The sequence below is a fragment of the Gluconobacter oxydans genome (genome assembly GCF_006539685.1).
Lineage (GTDB): Bacteria > Pseudomonadota > Alphaproteobacteria > Acetobacterales > Acetobacteraceae > Gluconobacter > Gluconobacter oxydans.
The window spans coordinates 12,163-35,360 of record NZ_BJNM01000023.1 but is presented as its reverse complement, the minus strand read 5'-3'; the positions used below and the strand labels follow the sequence as shown (position 1 = coordinate 35,360).

At 62.3% G+C, this 23,198-nt stretch carries 18 protein-coding genes and 1 tRNA gene; 12 read left to right on the top strand and 7 right to left on the bottom strand.

Going from position 1 to position 23,198, the window contains the following annotated elements; all coding sequences use genetic code 11:
* Nucleotides 1–161: 161 nt before the first annotated feature.
* Both GOX01_RS09845 and GOX01_RS09840 read right to left on the bottom strand, forming a co-directional pair.
* Nucleotides 162–238 (bottom strand) — tRNA-Arg (locus GOX01_RS09845).
* Nucleotides 239–325: 87 nt separating this feature from the next.
* Nucleotides 326–1,294 carry an alpha/beta hydrolase gene (locus GOX01_RS09840; RefSeq protein WP_228119164.1) on the bottom strand — a complete coding sequence of 323 codons (969 nt, stop codon included), beginning with the start codon at nt 1,292–1,294 and terminating at the stop codon, nt 326–328.
* 117 nt (nt 1,295–1,411) lie between these two features.
* Here GOX01_RS09840 and polA point away from each other — a divergent pair, with 117 nt between their 5' ends.
* The 3 genes from polA to GOX01_RS09825 are packed head-to-tail and all read left to right on the top strand — an operon-like array spanning nt 1,412 to nt 6,524.
* A complete protein-coding gene (polA, locus tag GOX01_RS09835) occupies nt 1,412–4,246 on the top strand; it encodes a DNA polymerase I (RefSeq protein WP_174787485.1) in 2,835 nt (944 codons plus the stop codon).
* Between the two features lie 13 nt (nt 4,247–4,259).
* Nucleotides 4,260–4,868 (top strand): SCO family protein, encoded by a 609-nt coding sequence (locus tag GOX01_RS09830; protein ID WP_062269832.1) that lies wholly within the window; start codon nt 4,260–4,262, stop codon nt 4,866–4,868.
* Complete coding sequence (locus GOX01_RS09825) at nt 4,869–6,524, top strand: ABC transporter substrate-binding protein (protein ID WP_011253246.1); 1,656 nt, start codon at nt 4,869–4,871, stop codon at nt 6,522–6,524.
* On the opposite strand, the gene GOX01_RS09820 is transcribed toward GOX01_RS09825, so the two are convergent.
* Together GOX01_RS09820 and purD are read right to left on the bottom strand one after the other, a co-directional pair.
* Nucleotides 6,504–7,193 carry a hypothetical protein gene (locus GOX01_RS09820; RefSeq protein ID WP_062269837.1) on the bottom strand — a complete coding sequence of 230 codons (690 nt, stop codon included), beginning with the start codon at nt 7,191–7,193 and terminating at the stop codon, nt 6,504–6,506. The genes GOX01_RS09825 and GOX01_RS09820 overlap by 21 nt on opposite strands.
* Nucleotides 7,190–8,419: a phosphoribosylamine--glycine ligase gene (gene purD, locus GOX01_RS09815; protein ID WP_011253248.1), complete on the bottom strand. Its 1,230-nt coding sequence runs from the start codon at nt 8,417–8,419 to the stop codon at nt 7,190–7,192. Before purD ends, GOX01_RS09820 begins: the two co-directional genes overlap by 4 nt.
* Nucleotides 8,420–8,485: 66 nt before the next feature.
* On the opposite strand from purD, the gene xseA reads away from it, so the two are divergent.
* Both xseA and GOX01_RS09805 read left to right on the top strand, forming a co-directional pair.
* The gene (gene xseA, locus GOX01_RS09810) at nt 8,486–10,039 is read left to right on the top strand and encodes an exodeoxyribonuclease VII large subunit (RefSeq protein ID WP_011253249.1); all 1,554 of its coding nucleotides are present in this window, start codon (nt 8,486–8,488) and stop codon (nt 10,037–10,039) included.
* Nucleotides 10,040–10,075: 36 nt separating this feature from the next.
* Entirely contained in the window at nt 10,076–10,438 is a 363-nt protein-coding gene (locus GOX01_RS09805; RefSeq protein WP_011253250.1) for a hypothetical protein, read from the top strand.
* 94 nt (nt 10,439–10,532) lie between these two features.
* On the opposite strand, the gene GOX01_RS09800 is transcribed toward GOX01_RS09805, so the two are convergent.
* Nucleotides 10,533–13,325, bottom strand: a complete 2,793-nt coding sequence (locus GOX01_RS09800) for an Rne/Rng family ribonuclease (protein ID WP_062269875.1) — start codon at nt 13,323–13,325, stop codon at nt 10,533–10,535.
* Nucleotides 13,326–13,881: 556 nt separating this feature from the next.
* On the opposite strand from GOX01_RS09800, the gene GOX01_RS09795 reads away from it, so the two are divergent.
* The 3 genes from GOX01_RS09795 to GOX01_RS09785 all read left to right on the top strand — a co-directional run bounded on the left by GOX01_RS09795 (nt 13,882) and on the right by GOX01_RS09785 (nt 17,417).
* The gene (locus GOX01_RS09795; protein WP_011253252.1) at nt 13,882–14,706 is read left to right on the top strand and encodes an N-acetylmuramoyl-L-alanine amidase family protein; all 825 of its coding nucleotides are present in this window, start codon (nt 13,882–13,884) and stop codon (nt 14,704–14,706) included.
* Between the two features lie 209 nt (nt 14,707–14,915).
* Nucleotides 14,916–16,487 carry a 2-isopropylmalate synthase gene (locus tag GOX01_RS09790; protein ID WP_011253253.1) on the top strand — a complete coding sequence of 524 codons (1,572 nt, stop codon included), beginning with the start codon at nt 14,916–14,918 and terminating at the stop codon, nt 16,485–16,487.
* Between the two features lie 162 nt (nt 16,488–16,649).
* Complete coding sequence (locus GOX01_RS09785; RefSeq protein WP_011253254.1) at nt 16,650–17,417, top strand: sulfite exporter TauE/SafE family protein; 768 nt, start codon at nt 16,650–16,652, stop codon at nt 17,415–17,417.
* 25 nt (nt 17,418–17,442) lie between these two features.
* Here the strand turns inward: GOX01_RS09785 and GOX01_RS09780 are convergent, their stop codons facing one another.
* A complete protein-coding gene (locus tag GOX01_RS09780; protein ID WP_062269841.1) occupies nt 17,443–17,949 on the bottom strand; it encodes a hypothetical protein in 507 nt (168 codons plus the stop codon).
* A 48-nt stretch (nt 17,950–17,997) separates the two neighbouring features.
* A complete protein-coding gene (locus tag GOX01_RS09775; RefSeq protein ID WP_011253256.1) occupies nt 17,998–18,252 on the bottom strand; it encodes a hypothetical protein in 255 nt (84 codons plus the stop codon).
* Nucleotides 18,253–18,547: 295 nt separating this feature from the next.
* Here GOX01_RS09775 and GOX01_RS09770 point away from each other — a divergent pair, with 295 nt between their 5' ends.
* The 4 genes from GOX01_RS09770 (at nt 18,548) to mrdA (ending at nt 23,195) form a co-directional block, all read left to right on the top strand.
* Nucleotides 18,548–19,597 carry a rod shape-determining protein gene (locus GOX01_RS09770; RefSeq protein ID WP_011253257.1) on the top strand — a complete coding sequence of 350 codons (1,050 nt, stop codon included), beginning with the start codon at nt 18,548–18,550 and terminating at the stop codon, nt 19,595–19,597.
* A gap of 18 nt (nt 19,598–19,615) precedes the next feature.
* Nucleotides 19,616–20,545 carry a rod shape-determining protein MreC gene (gene mreC, locus GOX01_RS09765; protein ID WP_011253258.1) on the top strand — a complete coding sequence of 310 codons (930 nt, stop codon included), beginning with the start codon at nt 19,616–19,618 and terminating at the stop codon, nt 20,543–20,545.
* A gap of 5 nt (nt 20,546–20,550) precedes the next feature.
* Nucleotides 20,551–21,117 carry a hypothetical protein gene (locus GOX01_RS09760; RefSeq protein WP_011253259.1) on the top strand — a complete coding sequence of 189 codons (567 nt, stop codon included), beginning with the start codon at nt 20,551–20,553 and terminating at the stop codon, nt 21,115–21,117.
* 77 nt (nt 21,118–21,194) lie between these two features.
* Nucleotides 21,195–23,195: a penicillin-binding protein 2 gene (gene mrdA, locus GOX01_RS09755; protein WP_011253260.1), complete on the top strand. Its 2,001-nt coding sequence runs from the start codon at nt 21,195–21,197 to the stop codon at nt 23,193–23,195.
* Nucleotides 23,196–23,198 lie beyond the last annotated feature (3 nt).

Here is a 23,198-nt window from a genome sequence, read left to right as displayed (position 1 = left end):
GACGGGTCCACCTCTGTTTGAACACATTATATGGTGCGGAAACTACGCTAGAACTATGCTTATCCATGCGTAAAACCCTTGTTTTCTGCCCTTATGCTAGCACTAAGCTAGAGGGAAATGAGACAAGCCAAAATCTTAAGTCTCTGAAAAACAAGGAAATTTGGTGGACCTGACGCGATTCGAACGCGTGACCTTTGCCTTCGGAGGGCAACGCTCTATCCAGCTGAGCTACAGGTCCATGCGCCCTCAGATAACTGCTTCGGCGACAGATTGCCAGCCCTCTTTTTTGAAAGTTCTGTCGTCCGGGCATACGGCTGGCAGAAGGTCATGGAAAAGTCTGTGTCTGGGCGGTGGCCTGCCATGCGGCAGCGGCGATATCGCCGCCTGATGGCAGGAAGCGGTCGGGGTCTGTCAGCCACGAGACGGCATCCTGTGCCGCGCCCCGGTGGTCCCGGCTGAGAAGGTGATGGGCGCCGGGCAGTTCGTCGATCCTCGTGTCGGGGGGTAGTTTGCGGAGCAGACGCGCCGTGAAGGGGGGCAGGACGAACTGGTCACGGCCACCAAAAATGATGAGCAGCGGGGTCCGGGCCCGAGGGGCGGCTTTGTAGGCGGCCTGCATCAGAAGGGTCAGGCCATAGAGCGGATGGATCGTCGAACTGTGCAGGGTGAGGGGATCGAAATACATCCGCCGCAGGGCCTTGAGGTTGTCGCTTGCAACCCGGTGACCGGGAACGGCCGATCCGTCGAGCTTCCAGTGCGGGGTTAGGAGATCAAGACCACCCAGAATGCTCTCCCAGGGCTGACCGATATCGAGCGCCGCAGGGGCAAGCAGGATCGTGCTGCTGATATGGGGCGTGTCTGTCGCGGCCAGAAGCAGGGCTATGGCGCCCCCCATGCTTTCTCCCATGACGTGAATGGGTGTGCCGGGATAGCGGGTGTGCAGCCAGAGCACCTGTTCGCGGGTGTCCTGCACCAGTCTGGCCGTGCTGCTCCATCCACCCCGGTCGGCAGTTCCGCCAAAGCCCCGGATGTCCGGCGCGGCGAGCGTAAAGCCTTGGGACGTGAAGACCGGTGCGGCGAACTCCCAGGCATCCCGGCTGTCGCCGTAACCGTGCAGGGCCAAGATGATACCGCGGGGACTGGATGTGAGGGCCGGATACAGTCGCAGGGGAATATGGGCGCCATCCGACATGTCGAGTGTGAGTGTCGGGGGGATGAGGGCCGTTTCCTGTGCTGTCGGATGCAGGTCCGGAATATGGGGTGCCGTGCAGCCTTGTAGGGCCAGCGGGGTCATCAGGCAGAGCAGTCCGAAGGAAAGACGTCCGAGGCGGTTTGAAACGGAAGGGAATGAGCCTATCATCACGGATGATTTTAGAACGTCCGCTCCTTCGGGGCGAGAAGGGAGACATTCGTGCCGCCAGAAAAACCTGATCTGGGAAAAGTCGATCTGGAAAAGCCTCATCTGGTACTGATCGACGGGTCCGGTTTCATCTTCCGCGCGTTCCATGCCCTGCCGCCGATGAGCAGCCCCCAGGGTGTGCCGGTCAATGCGGTCTATGGCTTTACGAACATGCTTGCGCGTCTGCTGCGGGACCATGTGGGAACGCATCTGGCCGTGATCTTCGATGCCGGTCGCACGACGTTCCGCAACGAGATCTACCCGCAGTACAAGGCACACCGGCCCGAAGCTCCGGAAGACCTGCGCCCGCAGTTCGGCCTGATCCGCGATGCCACGGCGGCTTTTAACGTGCCGTCGATCGAGCTTGCCGGATGGGAAGCGGATGACCTTCTCGCAGCCTATGCCAAAGCGGCGGTGGAAGCGGGCGGCTGTTGCACCATCATTTCGTCCGACAAGGATCTGATGCAGCTCGTGCGTCCCGGCGTCGAGCTGATGGACCCGATGAAGCAGAAGCCGATCCGCGAGGCCGAGGTCGAGGCCAAGTTCGGCGTCCGTCCTGATCAGGTCGTGGATGTGCAGGCGCTGATGGGGGATTCGACCGACAACGTTCCTGGCGTGCCGGGAATTGGTCCGAAGGGCGCGGCGCAACTCGTGAATGAGTACGGCACGCTGGAGCAGATCCTCGCCGCCGCGCCGGCCATGAAGGCGTCCAAGCGGCGTGACAATCTGATCGAGCATGCCGATGCCGCGCGCATGTCCCGCAGACTGGTGCTGTTGGACGACAACGCGCCGATGCCACAGCCGATCAGCGAACTCGGCTGCCGCGAGCCTGTTCGGGAGACCCTGCGGGACTGGCTGGAAGAAATGGGATTCCATTCCACCATCCAGCGTATGGGGCTGGGTCTGGCCGCAAAGCCGCGCCCGTTCATGCGCCAGATTGTCCGGCCCGAGGACAAGGCGGCTGCACGGGACGAGGTTGCGGCCGTTACGATCCCCGATGCGCCTTATGGTCCGTATGAGACCGTGACGGACATGGACGCGCTGGACCGCTGGATTGCGGACGCCCGGGCCGCAGGTGTGGTGGCCGTCGATACTGAGACAGACAGCCTCAATGCCCGGCAGGCCAATATGGTTGGGCTGTCGCTGTCGGTTGCGCCGGGGAAGGCCTGTTATGTGCCGTTCCTGCACGAAACCATACGTGATCTTTTGGAAGAAGATTCAACGGGGGAAGCTTTCGTTCGTCAGCTGGATCGTACGGAGGCTCTGGAGCGTCTGAAGCCGCTGTTGCAGGACGCGTCCGTCCTGAAGGTGTTCCAGAACGCGAAATATGACCTTACCGTCTTTCGTGGCGCTGGCATTCCCGAGATTACGCCTATCGATGACACGATGCTGATTTCCTACGCCCAGTCCGCCGGTGAGCATGGGCAGGGGATGGATGAGCTGTCGGAACTGCATCTGGGGCATACGCCTGTCACCTATGATTCCGTGACGGGGACGGGGCGCAAGCGTATTCCGTTCGCGCAGGTCGCAATCGAAGCCGCAACCGCCTATGCCGCCGAGGATGCTGACGTGACGCTCCGTCTGTGGCAGGTGCTGCGTCCGCAGTTGCGGACCCGTCAGGCGCTGGCGCTGTATGAGGAAATCGAGCGTCCGCTGATCCAGATCCTGACGGATATGGAAGACGTCGGCATCAAGGTGGACGCCACCGAACTGCGCCGCATGTCCGCCGATTTTGCCGAGCGCATGGGGACGATCGAGCAGGAAATCCACGAGCAGGTCGGGCGGAGCTTCAATGTCGGCTCGCCCAAGCAGCTTGGCGAAATCCTGTTCGATGAAATGGGCCTGCCAGGCGGCAAGCGAACGAAAAGCGGAAGCTGGGGTACGGATTCCGGGGTTCTGGAATCGCTGGCCGAGCAGGGGCATGAACTGCCGCAGAAAATCCTGGCCTGGCGTCAGCTGGCCAAGCTGAAATCCACCTATGCCGATGCGCTGGTCCAGCAGATGGATCAGGACACGCAGCGGGTTCACACGTCCTTTCAGATGGCCATCACCACGACGGGACGGCTGTCTTCAAACGAGCCGAACCTTCAGAACATCCCTATCCGGACGGAAGAAGGCGCACGCATCCGCAAGGCCTTCGTGGCCACTCCCGGGTGCGTCCTGCTGTCCGCGGATTACAGCCAGATCGAACTGCGTCTTCTGGCCCACGTCGCGAAGATTGAACCGCTGCTCGAAGCCTTCCGTCTGGGGCAGGACATTCATGCCCGTACGGCGTCCGAAGTGTTCGGTATTCCGCTTGAAGGTATGGACCCGCTGACCCGTCGCCGGGCCAAGGCCATCAATTTCGGCATCATTTACGGCATTTCGGCCTTCGGTCTGGCGCAGCAGCTCCAGATTTCACCGGGCGAGGCGCGGTCCTATATCGACGCCTATTTCGCCCGCTATCCCGGCATCCGTGCCTATATGGAACGAACCAAGGAAGAGGCGAAAAAGCACGGCTATGTCACGACGCCGTTCGGCCGCCGCTGTTATGTACCAGGCATCACCGAGAAGAACGGTGCCCGTCGTGCCTATGCGGAACGTCAGGCCATTAACGCACCGCTTCAGGGTGGGGCAGCAGATATCATCAAGCGCGCCATGGTCCATCTGGCGCGGCGTCTGCCGGCGACGGGTCTGAAGGCGAAAATGGTTCTTCAGGTGCACGATGAACTGCTTTTCGAAGTCGAGGAGCAGGATGCAAAGGCGCTGGCGGATTTCGTTCGCACGGAAATGGAAGGGGCCGCCAAACTTGACGTGGCCCTTGAAGTAGAAACCGGTATCGGCCCAAGCTGGGCTGACGCACATTAAAGACAGGAAGGTCATGCAGACCAATCACGAACGCCGCAAGCGGGTCGGCAATCGCATCATCTGGGGCGTTCTCGCCGTGGCGGCCGTTCTGGGATATGTCGGCTTCCATCTGGCGTCCAATGGTGGTCCGGGCCTTCTGGTCCAGTCCAATGGCAATAAGGTTGGCGGCAGCTTCCGGCTGGACTCGCTGGGCGAGAGCACCGTCACAGAAGGCGATTTCCACAACACCTGGATGCTCGTCTGGTTCTTTGATGCCAACTGCCCCGAGGACAAGTGCAAGCCCGTGCTGAAGAGCATGGAACAGGCGCTGGTCACGCTCCGGGCCGAGGGTATCCGCGTCTCGCCGCTGGCTGTCTCGCTCAATCCCTTCGACGAGGCTGACCCGCTCAAGGAATATGTCCTGCCCGTCGCACCCCACGTCATGCCGTTCACGGCTACGCCGAACATGATCAAGGCCATGACGGCCGAATATCATGCGCCGCTCCAGAAGGAGGGGGACCATTTCGTTCCCGCGCCGCAGATCGTCATCATGGACCCGAACGCCCGCTATGCTGGCACCATTCCGGCTGACGGCAACGCCGATGCGCTGATCGCGCGTCTGCGTGAACTGGCGAAGCGCTGAATGAAGCGGGGGGCTGCGCTTCTCGCGGCGGGGCTGTTGCTGGGGCCGGGCGCTTCTCAGGCATTTGCCGGAGAGCAGACCCCGCCTGACTGGAACGGCATCACGCTCGGCAGCCCCCATCGCGGCGGTACGCTGCATCTGACGGCGGATGGCCCCGGCGGAACGCTGGACCCGCAGATCAATTACGGCACCCAGTACATGCAGGTGTTCGTCAACATGTACGACCCGCTGCTGACTTTCCGTCTGGCGCGGGGAACAGCGGGGCTGGAGGTCGTGCCGGACCTTGCCGATGCCATGCCGCAGATCAGTCCGGATGGTCTGACATGGCGCCTGCATTTGCGTCCGGGGCTGCATTTTTCCGATGGTGCGCCCGTGCGTGTCGAAGACGTGGTGGCATCGTTCCGTCGGATATATCGTGCGGGCAGCCCCACCGCAGCCTCGTTCTATGGCGGCATCGCAGGCGCTGCGGAATGTCTGGAAACGCCCGATCGCTGTATGCTTCCCGGTGTCGAGGGGCATCCGGAAACCGGCGAGATCGTCTTCCATCTGACGAAGCCGGACGGCGAATTCCTCTACAAGCTCGCATTCCCGCACGCTGTAATTCTGCCGGCTTCAACCCCGGTCCATGATATGGGCGGCGCAACGGTTCCCGGGACCGGGCCGTATCGCATCACGCAGTACGATCCGGGACATGGGATGGTTCTGGAGCGCAATCCGTACTTCCACGTCTGGAACCCCCAGGCCCAGACGGACGGCTTCGTGGATCGCATCGAATATGATTTCGGGCTGTCGGACGAGGCACAGGTCACGGCGGTCGAGCAGGGGCGGTATGACTGGATGCTGGACGCCAAGCCTGCCGACCGGCTGGGAGAACTGGGCGCGCATTACACGTCCCAGGTCCATATCGAGCCGTTGCTGGGTTTGTATTATCTGGCAATGAACACGCATGAAAAGCCGTTCACGGACGTGCGCGTGCGCCGGGCAGTCAGCATGGCCGTCAATCGCCATGCCATGACGATCCTGTTTGGTGGCAGCGCGATCTCCGAGCCGCTGTGCCAGATGGTGCCACACGGGATTCCGGGCGCCGATCTGGGTCTGGACTGCCCGCAGGATCTGGAAGGCGCGCGGCGTCTGATCCATGAAGCCGGTGCGGATGGAGCCTCCGTGACGCTGGTCGTTCCCAACCGGGCCATGGAACTCGGGATGGGCACCTATCTGCGCAATGCCCTGCAATCCGCCGGACTGAACGTCCAGCTTCGCCCCATTACGGCCGGGCTTGCGGAATCCTACGAGCAGAACAGCGCCAATCACGTCCAGATCGCGCTGTCCTACTGGTTCGCTGACTATCCTTCCGCCTCAACCTTCCTGGACGACCTGTTCGGCTGCGACAACTACCATCCAAACTCGGCCGTTTCTCCGAATTTCACGGGCTTCTGCGACCAGCACGTCCAGACCCTGTTCGATCAGGCCCGTTCCCAGACAGACCCGACAAAAGCCGCCCCGATCTGGCAGGAGGCCGGACACGCCATCATGGAACAGATGCCCGGTGCCCCCATGATCCAGATGCGCACGGTCGATTTTGTCTCGAAACGGTTAGGGAATTATTATGCGACGCTTCTGAGCCACATGGTGTTTTCACATGTCTGGGTGCAGTGATGCAGGGTTTGCGTGGAAACCTGTTTTGTCCCGAAGAAAAGCGGCCAGCCTGTCGGCATCATGACGATTGATGCGGCTGCCTGTGAGATGTGCCACGCCGATGGCTGGAAAGCCCCAGATCTGGCCTTCCCGAGCAAGCACATCCGGCCGACGCGCATGCTCTTTTCGTAAAACCGGCAGTCCCTGAGCCAAAGCCTTAAAAGTACCAAGACCAATGACGAGAATCATGCGGGGGCACAGAGCCTTCACAATCTCCTCGCATTTCTCCAGTGAGAAGCGCTCAAGCTCTTTGCGAACCGGGCGTGGAATTTGTCGCCATGCAGTCATCGAAGGCGCACGAAAGAAAACAAGATTCAGCCCGGTGCATTGGTCCAGATCTTCCACGCTGAAGATTTTGCGGATTGCGCGCGCCAGCGGCCATGGTGCTGCGGCAAATTCAAATCGCGATGGCCATGAAGTATGTTGACCTTCGGCAAGACCGTCCAGCGCATCCTGAGTGCGCCCACCCGGCTGAAAGCCGATGAAAAGAATGTCGGGACAGGGGCGCGGGGGACCGTAGAGAATACGGTAGCCCAGCGCAACCTGTCCCATTTCGGGTGCAAGCCTTGCATATAAGGCTTCGGTTTCCCGATAGATCTTCTGGACCAGCAGTGCCGGTCCATCCGTCACAACCCGATATCGCTGCGGAAGATCTTGTCGTCCCACTGGATCGCAGAGGCGCCTTCATAGGCCAGTTTCCGGGCCTCTTCCGGTGTTTCAGCTTTTGCGCAGACGGTCAGCACACGCCCGCCATCCGCGACCAGAACACCATCGACCAGCTTCGTGCCTGCATGAAAGACCGAAACGCCCGGAACGGCTTCGGCGCGTTCAATTCCGCTGATCCGGCCGCCCTTTTTCGGAGCGTCCGGATAGCCGTTCGCGGCCAGCACCAGCGAGATCGAGTGCTCGTCGGAAAATTCTGCCGCTGCGTGTTCGAGACTGCCCTGCGCCAGTGCTGCGAGGATTGGCAGCAGGTCCGATTTCAGGCGGATCAGCAGGGCCTGCGCTTCCGGATCGCCAAAGCGGACATTGTATTCGATCAGCTTCGGCCCTTCGGTCGTCAGCATCAGCCCGGCAAAGATCACGCCCCGGAACGGCGTGCCACGACGGACCATTTCGGCCAGCATCGGGCGCACCATGATGTCGAGTGCCTTTTCCTGCATCTCGCGCCCGAAAGCGGGGGGCGGGGAAATCGCCCCCATGCCGCCGGTATTCGGCCCGGTATCGCCATCACCGAGGCGCTTGTGATCGCGTGCGGCCCCGATGAGCACGGCCTTGTCATCCGAGCAGAACGCGAAGAGCGAGACTTCCTCGCCCACAAGGCATTCCTCGATCACGAGCGGCATGCCGAGCCTGCGGACGGCGTCTTCGGCTTCTTCCACGCTCTGGGCCACGACGACGCCTTTGCCGCCAGCCAGACCGTCCGCCTTGATGACGATCGGCGCGCCACGACGACGCACGAACTCAATGGCCGGGGCTTCCTCTTCAAAGCGCTCCCAGCGTGCCGTTGGGATACCGGCCGCATCCGCCACGTCCTTCGTGAACGCCTTGCTGCCTTCCAGCAGGGCCGCCGCCTTCGTCGGAGCCGCGCACGGAATGCCCGCTTCGGCACAGGCATCTGCCAGCCCTGCCACCAGCGGCGCTTCCGGACCGGGCACGATCAGGTCGATCTTCTGCTCCTGCGCAAAACGCACCAGCCCCGCGACATCATCGGCCTTCAGCGGAACGAGCGTTGCGACCGACGCCATGCCGGGATTGCCCGGTGCCGCATAAAGGGCGGTCAGACCCGGTGAGCGCGCAAGACATGTAGCCAGGGCATGTTCACGCCCTCCGGACCCGACCAGCAAAACGCGCATTCCGCTTATCCTTTATTATGCAATCGTGGGCTTCGTTTGACGGCGTGCGTAGCATAGACTGGCGCCATGATGGAGAGTGATGGCGCATCGATCCGCGGGAATGTTCCGCAATATTCGGTTTCCGAGATTTCCGGGGCGATCAAACGCACGCTGGAGAGTGGATTCGGGCGCGTGCGGGTGCGCGGTGAGGTCACGGAACTCAAGCGCTATCCCTCCGGGCATGTCTATCTGTCGCTCAAGGATGAAGGCGGCAAGATCGCCGGTGTGATCTGGCGTGGAAGCGTCTCGCGCCTTGGCATGGCGCCAGAGAACGGCAATGAGGTCATCGCGACCGGACGTGTCTCGGCTTACGGCGAGCGTTCCAGCTATCAGCTCGTTATCGATCGCATGGAGTTCGCGGGCGAGGGGGCGCTTCTTGCCAATATCGAGCGCTTGCGTCGCAAGCTGCTTGAAGAGGGCCTGTTCGAGCCCGAGCGCAAGAAAGCCATTCCGTTCCTGCCGTCTCTCGTGGGCGTCATCACGTCGCGCTCCGGCGCAGTACTGCACGACATCATCACGACGATCAGTCGTCGCTTCCCGCGGGATGTGCTGCTCTGGCCGGTTCCGGTTCAGGGTGAAGGCGCGGCCGCGCAGATCGCTGCGGCCATTGAAGGCATGTCCGTCCGTCGTCCGCGCACGCCGGATGTGCTGATCGTCGCGCGTGGTGGTGGTTCGCTTGAAGACCTGATGGCCTTCAATGACGAGCGCGTCCTGCGTGCCGTGGCGAACTGCCCGGTGCCGATCATTTCCGCTGTCGGCCATGAAACCGACACGACGTTGATTGACCTCGTCTCGGATCGGCGCGCGCCCACACCGACCGCCGCGGCTGAAATGGCCGTGCCCCTGCGCTCGGAAATGGTCGCAGATATGGCACATCGTAATGCGCGTCTGACCGGGGCACTGACCCGCATCATCCAGACGGCCCGCGCGCAACTGGATCAGGCTGCCGCCCGCCTGCCGGATCTGCCTGGCCTGCTGGATTCCGCCCGGATGCGTCTGGACGATCGTGGCCAGCGGCTTGATCTGGCGCTGCCGTCCTTTGTCATGCGGGTTCGCAACCGGCTCGATGCGCCGGGGATGCACCTGCCGTCACCGGAGCTTCTGATCGGGCGCAGTCGTGCACGGTTGCAGGCCCTGCGTCTGCCGGCGCCCGAGCTTCTCGTCAGCCGCGCCCGTGCCCGCCTGACGGCGCCGACGACCCATCTCCCCAGCCCGGAACTGCTGATCGAGCGTCGCCGGGCCGGGTTGCGTCTCGTCTCAGGTGAGCTGGATACGGCTTGGCAGCGCTCGCTTCAGACCTTCCAGCTTCGGACGGAACGCCAGCGTCTGTCCCCCGATATTCTCAGAAGCGCCATCCGTCTCCAGCAGGCCCGGCTGCAGGGATTGGGCAGCCATCTTGAGGCCGTCTCCCCCCGTGCCATTCTTAGTCGCGGCTATGTCCTGGTGCAGGATGTGAACGGGCAGCCCGTCACGAGTGCCGAGGCCCGTCCTGTTGCGGATCGCGTCGTTCTGTCTTTCGCCGACGGTGATCGGGGGGCAAGACTGGACAGCCTGTCGCCGCAGGGCGATCTTGGACTGTAAATTTTTCATCCACCCGATCTGTGATCCGGAGTCTGCATGCGTTCGTTCTGGTTGAGTCTCGTTGCCCTGCCGCTGCTTGCAGCCTGTGCCCAGCAGCCGACGGCGCCAGCGCGTCCTGCGGGCTCGCCCTCAACGCAGACCAGGATCCCGCCGCAGGACTTTGCGCCGGGTCTGGCCGAGGAGACGTCTGAAGACGGCAAGAAGAAGCTGTTCAATGACCCGTCTGCCCCACTGAATACGCCGCTCTGTGGAACGGCGCTTCAGGAACAGGCGCAGGCGGGGGCGGCGATCTACCCGCAGAGCGTGGCGAGCACGAGTTCCTGCCCGCGCAATGCCTGTTTCCAGCCCCTGACCGGGACCTATATCGCAGCAACCGGCGCACAGAGCGTCTGCCGCTAAAGCAGACTTCAGGGTTTATCCGGGACAAAAGAAAAAAGGCCGGTCGGGATATCCCGACCGGCCTTTTTCATGGTTCGCGGAACGCGCTGACGGATCAGCGCTTCCACCAGCCGGCACGACGCTTCGTCGGCGCGACTTCATCAATGTTCACCGGCTGAAGGATATTTCCTTCCTCCGTGGTCGGAGCCTCGACAGGCTTGGCCTTCGCTGTGCGACGGGCGCGGGTGCGCTTCGGCTTGACGGCTTCTTCGGAAACAGTCTCCGCGGGAGCCGCAGCGACTTCGGCGGTGGGCTCAGCCGGAGCTTCAGCCTCGACGGGCTGAGCCTTCGGCGTTCGGCGGGTCCGGGTCCGACGCGGCTTGGGCGCCTCTTCGGCCACAGGCTCTTCCGGAGCCGGAGCGGCTTCTGCCGCCGGGGCTTCTTCCGCAATCGTCTCGGCCGGAGCGGCTTCCACAGCCTTGGCGCGGGCCGGACGACGTCCGCGACCACGACGGGGTTTGGGGGCCTCCTCGGCCACCGGTTCTTCCACGACGATGGTCGTTTCAGCAGCCGGAACATGCTCGATCACGATTTCCGTGGGCGTGCTGATCCCGGTTTGAAGGGCCTCGGTCGTCCCTTCAAATTCGGCCTGCTCGATCACATCGAAGATGTCGAAGCTGCCACCGAACGGATCGGCAGGTGTCGGACCCGTATAGCGACGCGGTGCCGGACGCTCCTCGCGCTCTTCACGACGACGCGGGGTACGGGCCGGGGCAGGCGCGTTCGAACGGGTGGTCGCAGCCGGGGTGACGTCACGAGCCTCGGATACGGGCTGTGCAGCCGTATCTTCAGACCCTTCGGTGTCCTTGACGACGCGCTTGAAGCGGGTGCGGCGACGGCCCGGGATGATGCCGTTTTCGTCAGCGGCTTCGGGAGCAGCGATCTCGCGCGGTTCAGCTTTCGGGGCATCCTGCTCCTGACTGTTTTCCGCTGCCGGGACGTCTCCGTTCTGGTCGCGACGGCCACCACGACGACGGCGACGACGGCGACGGCGACCGCCGTTGCTTTCCTCTTCGCTCTCGGATGTGGCCACGTCCTCGATGATTTCGGCATCGACAACCGGCGTTTCCGTCCGCACGACGACAGGTGCTTCTTCCTCGATGATCTCGATCGTACGGATATGCTCCGGTGCGCGTTCCGGCGCACGGACCTGGGCGGGAGCCGGGGTCTGGGCCTGAAGGCGCTCGATGCGCATGTCAGCCGCAGCCAGGTTCTCTTCCGTGCGGAAAATCACCTGCATGCGGTGATGGCGTTCGATATCCGCCAGCCAGGAGCGCTTGTGATTGAGGATGTAAAGCGCGATGTCCGAGCCCACATGCACCTCGATTTCGGACGAACGCTGGCGTGCGCCTTCCTCGTCAATGGCGCGCAGAACGTGCAGGGCCGAGCTTTCCGTTCCACGGATGAAGCCGGTCCCCTGGCAGTGCGGACAGGGCGTCAGGACGGATTCCGCGATGGACGGACGCAGGCGCTGGCGGGACATTTCCAGCAGACCGAAATGGGAAATATGCCCGACCTGGATACGGGCGCGGTCGGAGCGCAGGGCTTCCTTGAGGCGCTTCTCTACCTGCGCGTTGTGGCGGCGACTTTCCATGTCGATGAAATCGATCACGACCAGACCGGCCAGATCGCGCAGACGCAGCTGACGTGCGACTTCCTCGGCGGCTTCGAGGTTCGTGCGCAGGGCCGTTTCCTCGATGTTGCGCTGGGAGGTGGACTTGCCGGAGTTCACGTCGATGGCGACGAGAGCTTCGGTCTGGTTGATGACCAGATAACCACCCGACGGCAGACGGGCCGTCGGCGAGAACATCGCGTCCAGATGGCCTTCGACATTGTAGCGTGCGAACAGGCTCTGGCCACGGTTCTGCCAGAGCTTCACCTTGTTGGCATTGCTCGGCATCAGCAGGCGCATGAACTCGCGCGCGCTCTTCCAGGCGGCTTCGCCATCCACGAGGATGTCTTCGATGTCCTTGGAATACAGGTCGCGGATGACGCGCTTGATGAGGCTGGCTTCCTCATAGACCAGTGTCGGCGCAACCGAGGACAGGGCATGGGAGCGGATGTCGTCCCAGAGCTGGAGCAGATATTCGCAATCGCGGGTCACTTCCGCGGCCGGACGACCGGCACCGGCTGTACGGACGATCATCGCCATGGATTTCGGCAGGTCCAGCTCCGCGATGACGTCGCGCAGGCGCCGGCGGTCGGAATCGGACGTGATCTTGCGCGAAACGCCACCGCCACGCAGGGCATTGGGCATCAGGACACAGTAGCGGCCGGCGAGGGAGATATAGGTGGTCAGGGCCGCGCCCTTGTTGCCACGCTCTTCCTTGACGACCTGCACCAGTAGCACCTGACGGCGGCGGATGACTTCCTGGATCTTGTAGTTGCGGAGGAAACGGGCCGTACGGCGCGACGATGCGCTTTCCTCACCCGTATCGTGCTCGCCGCCGACGGTCTCGGGCGCGCGACGGTCCTGGTTGTCGCCGTCTTCGCTGTCCGTGGCGTCTTCGGAAACCGTTTCGGTCTCGGCATCATCGGAAGACTCACCGCGCTCGGCAATTTCCTCTTCCTGGAGCGCGATGAGCTTCTCGCGGTCTGCGACAGGGATCTGGAAATAGTCGGGGTGGATTTCGCTGAAGGCGAGGAAGCCGTGGCGATTGCCGCCATATTCGACGAAAGCGGCCTGAAGGCTCGGCTCTACGCGAATGACCTTGGCAAGATAGATATTGCCCTTGAGCTGCTTCTTGGTCGATGTCTCGACGTCGTAATCTTCGACGCGGTCACCATCCATGACCACAACACGCGTTTCTTCCGCGTGTGTGGTGTCGATGAGCATACGCTTGGTCATGGAAAACTGAACTCCACGACGCTCCGCAATGGCTGCCTTGGCCGGGCGGAACGTCAGATTGTGTGGGGTGGAGGGAACGGCGCAGTCCGAACGCACAGCGGCGGGACACGTTGGGTCCCGTTCCGGTGAGGTCGTTCGCTGCAAGCACGTTGAGTGACATTCGTCCCCTGAACAGACGGCCGGTCCAGAGTCTGGAGCCGGATGAAAAACCTGATCCGGACGGGCGGCTGGCCTGTACCGGAATCCATAAGATCGCCAGTTCGATCCGGTCAGGACAGGATGCGGAGGGCTAGTCGCGCATCTGTCAAACGACGGGACGTCGTGGCGGGGACAGGAAAAGGCGGGAGCGGTACGGGAAAGGCGTGAGCCCGTGTCCGGTCGGACCGCGCTTTACAGGTCCCTGTCACGCAGGATGGCCGAAACAGCCTTCCGTGGCAAGCGCGGCGTTTTTCATTTGTCCGTGCGCTGTTTTCCGGGTGCTTTCTGCCATGTTCCTGACAGGGTTTTGTGCTGTATGATCGCCCCGTCATTCACCGCCGAACGCTGGGAACAAGGGATGCTGACGCGACGCACACTGGTAAGTGGTCTCTCAGGGCTGCCGTTGCTCACTCCCGTTGCAGCATTCGGGCGCCATCCGCTGCATAGGAAACTGTCTGCACCCGCCGTGCATCGCGGGGCCGCACCTCCGAAGCCGCTCGTCATGCTGGACCCAGGACATGGCGGAAAGGACCCCGGCGCGATCGGGATTTCCGGTACCTATGAAAAGCATATCGCGGAAGCCGCCGCGTCCGAACTGAGCCGTCAGCTTCTTGCATCGGGTCAGTACCGTGTTGCCATGACGCGCTCCGAAGACCGCTTCATTCCGCTGGAAGGACGCGTCGAACTGGCCCAGCGGCATCAGGCGCATCTCTTCATTTCCATGCATGCCGATGCCCTGCACGACAGGGATGTGCGCGGTGCGAGCGTCTATACGCTGTCCAGCGGGGCTTCGGATGCGCAGACCGCGTCTCTGGCCCGGACGGAAAACAGTGCGGACCGCTTTGCCGGTCCGGCCTTTCACGGCATGTCGCCTGACGTGCAGCAGATCTTGGCCAGTCTGGTTTCGGAAGAAACGCGGCGCGGTTCGGCACACATGGCGGCAAGTGTCGTCAATTCGTTCCGCAACAGGATCGGACTCCTGGCTCATCCGTCCCGTCATGCGGCCTTCGTGGTCCTGAAATCGTCCGAAATTCCGTCTGTTCTTGTGGAGATGGGATTCATGTCCAACCGGCTGGATGAAGCGGCACTGCGCCAGGCTGTGCATCGCACCCAGGTCGCCAGTGCGATGAAAACCGCCATAGACCGCTATTTTGCCACGCATGCAGGCGTCATGACGGGCTGATCTGCTCACATTGCAATAGAGCCTTCATGGTCATGCGGGTTGCGCATGACGAAAGAATCGGTCATTTAACGCAGCCATGACGTTTCTTTCGATCCTCTCGCTTCGACTTATCGGCCCCTGAACGCCTTATCCAAGGCGGACAGCGCTCCGTTGCGTTCAGGGGATGACAGATCAAAAACCTTCCTGAACCAGACGAGACGATCACAATCATGAGCTTCCACCATCCGTCCTTCGGCACGATCGCCGACGACCGCGTCATCATCTTCGACACCACGCTGCGCGACGGCGAACAGTCCCCCGGCTTTTCGATGAACCTCGAAGAGAAGCTCCGCATGGCCCATGCGCTGAGCAATCTGGGCGTGGACGTGATCGAAGCAGGCTTTCCGGTGGCGTCCGAAGGCGATTTCGAGAGCGTGCGTCGCATTGCCGAGGAAGTCCGCGGGTCGGTCATCTGCGGTCTGGCCCGCAGTGGTGGCAAGCGTGATATCGAATCCTGTGGCGAGGCACTGAAGAAGGCTGAGCGTCCGCGTATTCACAACTTCATTTCCACTTCGCCGCTGCACATGAAGTACAAGCTGCGGATGGAGCCAGAAACGGTTCTGGAAATCATCGCGTCGGGCAACCAGAAGGCACGCCAGTTCACGGATGACGTGGAATGGTCGGCCGAGGACGGCTCCCGCACCGATCCGGACTTCCTGTGCCGCTGCGTGGAAGTGGCGATCCGCAATGGCGCCAACACGATCAACATCCCCGATACGGTCGGCTTTGCCACGCCGGAAGAAATGCGCGCCATCTTCACCATGCTGCGCGAGCGCGTGCCGGGTGCGGATCAGGTCATTTTCTCCGCACATAACCATAACGATCTGGGCCTCGGCGTTGCGAACACGTTGGCGTCCGTCGAAGGTGGCGCACGTCAGATCGAATGCACCATCAATGGCATCGGCGAGCGCGCAGGCAATGCGGCGCTTGAAGAAATCGTCATGGCGCTGCGCACGCGTCACGACCAGTACGGCAAGACGACCGGTATCGAGACGACGAAGCTGTTGGGCATGTCCCGCATGCTGGCCACGATTACGGGCTTTGATGTCCAGCCGAACAAGGCGATCGTCGGCCGCAATGCGTTCGCGCATGAAAGCGGCATCCATCAGGACGGTATCCTGAAGAACGCCGCGACCTACGAGATCATGACGCCGGAAAGCGTGGGCTGGAACAAGACCTCGCTGGTCATGGGCAAGCATTCCGGCCGCGCGGCGTTCCGCGACAAGCTGGCGCAGCTCGGCTACCCGCCGCTGGAAGACGAGGCCCTGAACGCCGCCTTCGCGCGTTTCAAGGATCTGGCCGACAGCAAGAAGGTCGTGTTCGATGACGATATCCGCGCGCTCGTCGATGACGAAAGCCGCGATCACGAGCGGGTCCACCTGATTTCTCTGGAACTGGCGTCCGGCACGAAGCAGAAGTCCCACGCCAAGCTCGAAATCAGCGTCGATGGCGCCATCCAGTATGCGGCCGTCAGCGGCAACGGACCGGTTGATGCGGCGTTCCGAGCCATTGGCGAAGCATTCCCGCATACGGCCGAACTCGCACTGTTCTCGGTCGCCAACGTTACCGAAGGGACCGACGCGCAGGCCCGCACCACGGTCCGCCTGCAGGAAAACGGCAAGCTCGTGGACGGGCAGGGCGCCGATGCCGACACGGTTGTGTCCGCCGTCCGCGCTTATATCCATGCGCTGAACAAGCTCCTGACCAAGCGTGAGCGGACGGAGCCGGAAGCGCTGTCCTGATTCACAGGTACAGAACGCTTTCACGGAACGGGCGTGCGGGGAGACCTGCATGCCTGTTTTTTTGACACGGACACAAACAACTAAATATGATAGTTTATATAAGAAGTAGACAAATATAACACGATCGGTATGGTTTCCTTATCTGTGGAATAAGGGACCGTCATGCCGCATTCATGGCTTTATACGCTTTCAGGACTGCTGGTTGGTTTTCTGGTGGGAATGACCGGTGTGGGTGGCGGCTCCCTGATGACACCGCTGCTGATCCTGCTTTTTGGCGTCAAACCGCAGTCGGCCGTAGGGACGGATCTTCTCTATGCCGCCATCACCAAGATCTTCGGCACGGCCCTTAATCGGCATCATGGTGTTGTACGTTGGAGAATCGTTCTTCTTCAGATGGCCGGCAGCCTTCCCGCAGGACTCCTGTGCCTGATTTTCCTGCGCCATTTCGGCCCGAGTCCGTTTGTTTCGAAGCTGATTACCGAAGTTCTGGGCGTGGCGCTCCTGCTGACGGTTCCTGCCATCCTGTTTAAGCCATGGCTCCAGAAATGGTCCATCGGTGCGGGAACGCCGCGTCCGCAGATTGTCGATGTGCTGACGGTTGTGTTGGGTGTCGTGCTGGGCACGCTGGTGACGCTCTCGTCGGTGGGGGCAGGGGCCATCGGAATGGCGGCGCTGACGGTGCTTTATCCACGGGTCAGCACGCGAGAACTCGTGGCAACCGATATTGCTCATGCTGTTCCGCTGGCGCTTCTGGCCGGTGGGGGGCACTGGCTTCAGGGCGCGGTTGATACCGTTGTGCTGGTGGAACTGCTTATGGGGTCCATTCCAGGCATCCTGCTCGGGACGCTGCTGGCTGGACGCCTGCGAGAGGATGCGCAGAGATGGTTTCTGGGCATCCTCCTGGCGATCATCGGTCTGAGAATGATCTGAGACCTATGATTTCAGACCTCAGGTCTCAGTAACCGTAGCCGCCCTGATAGTTCTGGGCCGGCTGCTGCTGATAGCCACCCTGCTGTGAGTATCCGCTGTTGGCAGGATACTGGCAGTTTGTGTTGGGCGGGCACTGATACTGGGGCTGCTGGCAGGTGGTGCCCCGAGGGCACTGGTACTGCGGCTGCATGTACTGGCCCTGCTGCTGCGGATACGCACCCTGCTGGCCGTTGTAATAACTCTGCTGCTGGCCATTGGCATAGCCGCTCTGATAGCCGGGGCGGTTGGGCGTGGTGATCGCACCTGCGCCGGCACCCAGAACGCCGCCAGCCAGTGCGCCGATCGCCGCACCACGGCCACCGCCTGCAAGAGCGCCGATCGCAGCGCCCGTTCCGCCGCCCAGAAGGCCGCCTCCCAGTGCGCGCGAGCCAGGATCATAGTTTCCCTGACATCCCCCCAGAGCCATGACTGTGGCGAATGCTCCGACCAGCGCTGTACCGCGCAGGGCAGAGTGGGAAAAAGCGGTCCTCATAGTCCGAATCCTTGATCGTCTTTAACGGAAGAGAGCGCTGCTTATAGCTCAATATCCGTTGCGTGGGCGGTTGGGCGTTGTCGCTGCACCAACTGCCGCACCTGTGCCTGCTCCGGCAAGGGCCCCGATGGCCGCACCCGTGCCGCCGCCGGCCAGTGCGCCGATGGCCGCGCCGCCGGCGCCGCCGATCAGGGCGCCAGATCCGGCGCGTGCGCCACTGTCATACGGGCTGCCGCAACCCGTGAGGGCGACACCGCAAAGAGCCAGGGCTGCAAGAAAGCGGGGTGTTGTGAAGGTCTTCATGGCAAAACATCCTGTTTGGCGTTCCGGTCCGCAGCCCGATGACAGGCGCGGCGGAACGGTTTCGCGGATCTAGACACACAGAACGTGACAGAAGGGTGGCAGGATCGGGGCGCACGATTATTTTTTTCCATGTCCCCTGATGGGATCTGTACGATCCGTTAAGATCGGGCGCATTATATTGCGTCCTCGGGCCTTGCTGAACCTGCGTCGTCTGGTTAAGTCCACCCGCGGGGAACCGCCCCGCAATCACGATCCGCCATCTGTCCCCCGCACAGAACCGCGCCAGGAGTTTTGGATGTTTTCTCGTCTGCTGGGTCTCATGTCTGCCGACATGGCCATCGACCTCGGCACTGCCAACACGCTCGTTTATGTCAAGGGTCGCGGTATTGTTCTCGACGAACCCTCCGTTGTGGCGATCGCCGAGGTGCGGGGCAAGAAACAGGTTCTTGCAGTTGGTAACGAAGCCAAACAGATGGTCGGCCGCACACCGGGAAACATCACGGCCATCCGTCCGCTGCGCGATGGTGTGATCGCAGACTTCGAAGTCGCGGAAGAGATGATCAAGCATTTCATCCGCAAGGTTCACAACCGTCGCGCTTTCGCCAGCCCGCAGATCATCATCTGCGTACCCTCCGGTGCCACGGCCGTGGAACGCCGCGCGATTCAGGAAAGTGCGGAGAGCGCGGGCGCACGCAAGGTGATGCTGATCGAGGAGCCCATGGCGGCAGCCATCGGCGCGGGCCTTCCGGTCACGGAACCTTCGGGCAGCATGATCGTGGATATTGGCGGCGGCACGACGGAAGTGGCCGTGATTTCGCTTGGTGGTATCGTTTATGCGCGCTCGGCGCGCGTGGGCGGGGACAAGATGGACGAAGCCATCATCTCCTATATCCGCAAGACCTATAACCTTCTGGTCGGCGAGAGCTCGGCAGAGCGCATCAAGATCGAACTCGGCTCCGCCATGATGCCGGATGATCCCGCGAACCCTGACGGCCCGCTGACGGAAATCAAGGGCCGCGACCTCATCAACGGCGTGCCGCGCGAAGTGATCGTCAGCCAGGCCCAGATCGCCGAGAGCCTGGCCGAACCCGTCATGCAGATCGTCGATGCCGTGACGACCGCGCTTGAGAACACGCCGCCTGAACTGGCTGCCGACATCGTGGACAAGGGCATCGTCCTGTCCGGTGGCGGTGCGCTGCTGTACCGTCTGGACGAGGTGCTGCGTCTGTACACGGGTCTGCCGGTGACGGTTGCAGAGAACGCCCTGTCCTGTGTGGCACTCGGAACGGGACGGGCGCTTGAGGAAATGCGTCGTCTGCGCAGTGTTCTGAGCAGCATGTACTGAGGACTTGGCTGACGCCGGATGCTGTCCATCCATGCCCGGCAGGTGCTTGCAAAGGCCGTCCTGCCTATCCTGATCCTGCTGGCGGTCGGGCTCGTCCTTCTCGGACTGGTCCGTCGTCCCTCCGTTGACGGGGTGCGTCTGATGGCGACGGATTTCATGGCACCGGCCTATCATGGACTGGTCTGGCCGCAGGAGCGGGTAAAGGTCTGGCTGACGGATCTGCGCGGTGCGACGGATCTGGCGAAGGAAAACGCCCGTCTGCGGGACGAAAACCGCGCCCTGCGCCACTGGTATGACGTTGCCGTGGCGCTCGCGGCGGAAAATGGCCGTCTCAAGAAAAGCCTGCACTGGATCCCCGAGACGGTGCCCCAGTATGTGACCGGCCGTGTGACGCGTGATGATGGTGGCCCGTATTCACGCGCGGTCCTGCTGGATGTCGGAAGCGGCCACGACGTCCGGATCGGGGATGTCGCGCTGGATGCCGCCGGGCTGCTGGGGCGTGTCACGGAAGTGGGGCCCCATACGGTCCGCGTCCTGATGATCAATGACGATGCCAGCCGCATTCCGGTCACGCTCGGAAGTTCGCATGGCGATGCGATCATGGCCGGGGATGACACGGCGTCCCCACGCCTGATCTTCTATCCGCAGGACCATCATCCCGTTGAAGGCGAGCGCGTGGAAACCCGCGGCCAGAGCACGATGCCGGCAGGGTTGCCGGTGGGCACGGTCCATTACAGCGCGCCCAACCGTCCGGTCGTGGTGCCGGATGCGGATCTGGATCGTCTGGATATCGTCCGCGTGTTCGATTACGGCGATGACGACTCGCAGGCCCCGGATGCGCCCGGCCGTGTGCGTGTGAAAAAGCTGCCGCAGAACCCTCTGACCGGTCCCCTGCCGTTCTCATGGCTGCCCAACCTGCCGGACATGCCGGGGCGGGGAGGGCAGTAAGCGTCATGGTTGCCGAGAACTCCACGCCGCATCTGCATTCCGCCGTCGAGCCGAAACAGACCTTCCGCCGCGCGCTCGATATGGCGGCCAGGGCAGCCATGCCGTCCCTGTTCATCGTGTTTTCCGCGATCCTGCTGTCCGCGCCCTTCGGTATTCCCGGACAGGCGCAGCTTCAGTTCGGGATTGCGATGTGTACGGTCTGGTTCTGGGCCTACAGCCGTCCGCGCTCCATGCCAGCTCTTGCGGTTTTCCTGTGTGGACTGGTGGTGGAGATCTTCAGCTTCGGGCCGCCGGGGACCGTGCTGCTGTCACTGCTGGTGATCTACGGTGTGGCGCATCACTGGCGCTATGGCCTGTCGCGTCTGGGCTTCATCGCGGGATGGCTGATCTTCAGCGTTTTTGCCGCTCTCGCTTCCTTTTTCCAGTGGGCGCTCGTGTGCCTGCATGCCGTGGCCCTTCTTTCTCCTGCACCCGGCCTCTTTCAGGCAGCGCTGACAATCGGTATCTATCCCAGCCTGACAGCGCTATTTGTCTGGGGACGCCGCACATTTGCCAATCCCGATCAGGCCTGACAGCGTCTTTTGTGTTCCGCGTGCCCTGTGCCGTGCGGAGAGCCGCTTTCTTTTCCGGATCCTGAATTCCTGCCCTGATGTTTTCCCGAAACAATCCTTTCCGGTCTCGGATACGCCAGAAGCGCCAGGCTGAGCCTGTGCGGTCGGGGCGTGGCGTCTTCACACGCCGTGCGCTGCTGGTCATGGCCGTGCAGGCCGGGGTTCTGGGAGCGCTGGGGCGGCGCCTCTACACTTTGCAGGTCGTGGATGGTGGCCATCTGCGCCAGCTTGCCGAGCGCAACCGGACCAGCAAACGCCTCCTCGCTCCGGCGCGGGGCACGATCCATGATCGTTTCGGCGTGGCGCTGGCAGATAACAAGGTGAGCTGGCGCGCGCTTCTGATGCCCGAAGAGACGACGGATATTCCGGCCGTTATCGAACGTTTCTCCCAGATCGTTCCTCTGGACGAGCATGACCGCGCCCGGATCGAACGCGACCTGCGGCATGTTCATAAATACGTCCCCGTCACCCTGCATGAGTTCCTGTCCTGGGACGACATGGCGCGCATCGAGCTTAATGCGCCGTCTCTGCCAGGCGTTCTGGTCGATGTTGGATCGACGCGGCTTTACCCGTTCAAGGATCTGACGGCCCATATCGTGGGCTATGTCGCTCCTCCCAACGAAGAGGACGTGGCAAAGGACACGACGCTTTCGCTTTCGGGCATGCGCGTCGGGCGTGCCGGGATTGAGCAGACGCAGGAAGCCGTGCTGCGCGGTGAGCCAGGCTCCGTGGAGATGGAAGTCAACGCGGTCGGTCGTGTCATTGGCGAGATCGATCGCGTGGAAGGCCAGCAGGGCGAAGATGTGCGCCTGACGCTGGATTCCGTGCTCCAGCAGCAGGTGCTCAACCGCCTTGAGGATCGTGTCGCCAGTGCGGTGGTCATGGACTGCCGCAATGGCGAGGTGATGGCGATGGTCAGCACGCCGTCCTTCGATCCGTCGCTGTTTGACTCCGGCGTGAGCCACGCCCAGTGGAACGAATGGGCGAATGATCCTCGTACGCCGCTTGTGGACAAGGCGGTTTCGGGCCTTTATCCGCCCGGCTCCACCTTCAAGCCCGCGGTGGCCCTTGCTGCTCTGAAATCCGGTTCCGTTACGGCGCAAGACCGTTTCAACTGTCCGGGATATTATGATCTCGGCGGGGTGCGTTTCCATTGCTGGAACCGCTGGGGGCATGGCCTCATCAACATGCGCGAAGGCCTGAAATATTCCTGCGACGTCTATTTCTATGAAGTGGCGCGCCGCTGCGGCATGGACCCGATCCAGGCCGTGGGCAATGCGATGGGGCTGGGGGTCAAGCTGGGGATCGAACTGCCGCATGTCCGCGCTGGTGTGATTCCCACGCCGGAATGGCGGCAGAAGCACGGCTTCCACTGGAACGGTGGTGACACGGTCAATGCCGGCATCGGGCAGGGCTTCGTGCAGGTGACGCCTCTGGCGCTTGCCACCTATGTCTCGCGCATTGCCTCGGGCCGGGATGTGCAGCCGCATCTGTTGCGGGCGACCAATGATCAGATGTCCGCGATGGCTTCCGTGGACGATGTGGCAAAGGTCGATCTGCCGTCCGAGTATCTGGACGTGGTGCGCGGGGGGATGTTCGCGGTCGTCAATGACCCGCACGGTACGGCACCCAAGGCACGGCTGGATCTGCCGGGCATCCAGATGGCGGGCAAGACCGGCTCCGCGCAGGTGCGGCGCGTCTCGCGGGCCCTGCGTGAATCCGGACACTTCAATTCCATGAACCTCCCCTGGGAGTATCGTCCCCACGCGCTGTTCATCTGCTTTGCGCCTTATGACAATCCGAAATACGCGGTCTCGGTCGTTGTGGAGCACGGTAACGCAGGTGCGGATGAAGCCGCCCCACTGGCCAAGCTCATCATGACCGATACCCTGCTGCGCGATCCCGCCAGCGATGTGCGTCCGCCTGCGCCGAGCGTTGCGCAAACACCGTCACCGGTCGCAGACGGAAGCGCACCTGCACCGACAGTTCCTGCTCCCGCCGCATCTCCGGAACAGACGGATCCGGGAGCGGCGCAATGAGAC

What these genes read in the sequence shown, in the direction of transcription:
- GOX01_RS09775 (WP_011253256.1), bottom strand. Translation starts at nt 18,252, where the DNA reads ATGAAGACCTTCACAACACCCCGCTTTCTTGCAGCCCTGGCTCTTTGC.
- GOX01_RS09840 (WP_228119164.1), bottom strand. Translation starts at nt 1,294, where the DNA reads ATGACCCCGCTGGCCCTACAAGGCTGCACGGCACCCCATATTCCGGAC.
- mreC (WP_011253258.1), top strand. Translation starts at nt 19,616, where the DNA reads ATGCTGTCCATCCATGCCCGGCAGGTGCTTGCAAAGGCCGTCCTGCCT.
- GOX01_RS09790 (WP_011253253.1), top strand. Translation starts at nt 14,916, where the DNA reads ATGAGCTTCCACCATCCGTCCTTCGGCACGATCGCCGACGACCGCGTC.
- GOX01_RS09830 (WP_062269832.1), top strand. Translation starts at nt 4,260, where the DNA reads ATGCAGACCAATCACGAACGCCGCAAGCGGGTCGGCAATCGCATCATC.
- GOX01_RS09795 (WP_011253252.1), top strand. Translation starts at nt 13,882, where the DNA reads ATGCTGACGCGACGCACACTGGTAAGTGGTCTCTCAGGGCTGCCGTTG.
- GOX01_RS09760 (WP_011253259.1), top strand. Translation starts at nt 20,551, where the DNA reads ATGGTTGCCGAGAACTCCACGCCGCATCTGCATTCCGCCGTCGAGCCG.
- GOX01_RS09770 (WP_011253257.1), top strand. Translation starts at nt 18,548, where the DNA reads ATGTTTTCTCGTCTGCTGGGTCTCATGTCTGCCGACATGGCCATCGAC.
- mrdA (WP_011253260.1), top strand. Translation starts at nt 21,195, where the DNA reads ATGTTTTCCCGAAACAATCCTTTCCGGTCTCGGATACGCCAGAAGCGC.
- GOX01_RS09780 (WP_062269841.1), bottom strand. Translation starts at nt 17,949, where the DNA reads ATGAGGACCGCTTTTTCCCACTCTGCCCTGCGCGGTACAGCGCTGGTC.
- xseA (WP_011253249.1), top strand. Translation starts at nt 8,486, where the DNA reads ATGATGGAGAGTGATGGCGCATCGATCCGCGGGAATGTTCCGCAATAT.
- GOX01_RS09800 (WP_062269875.1), bottom strand. Translation starts at nt 13,325, where the DNA reads ATGACCAAGCGTATGCTCATCGACACCACACACGCGGAAGAAACGCGT.
- GOX01_RS09785 (WP_011253254.1), top strand. Translation starts at nt 16,650, where the DNA reads ATGCCGCATTCATGGCTTTATACGCTTTCAGGACTGCTGGTTGGTTTT.
- GOX01_RS09825 (WP_011253246.1), top strand. Translation starts at nt 4,869, where the DNA reads ATGAAGCGGGGGGCTGCGCTTCTCGCGGCGGGGCTGTTGCTGGGGCCG.
- purD (WP_011253248.1), bottom strand. Translation starts at nt 8,419, where the DNA reads ATGCGCGTTTTGCTGGTCGGGTCCGGAGGGCGTGAACATGCCCTGGCT.
- GOX01_RS09805 (WP_011253250.1), top strand. Translation starts at nt 10,076, where the DNA reads ATGCGTTCGTTCTGGTTGAGTCTCGTTGCCCTGCCGCTGCTTGCAGCC.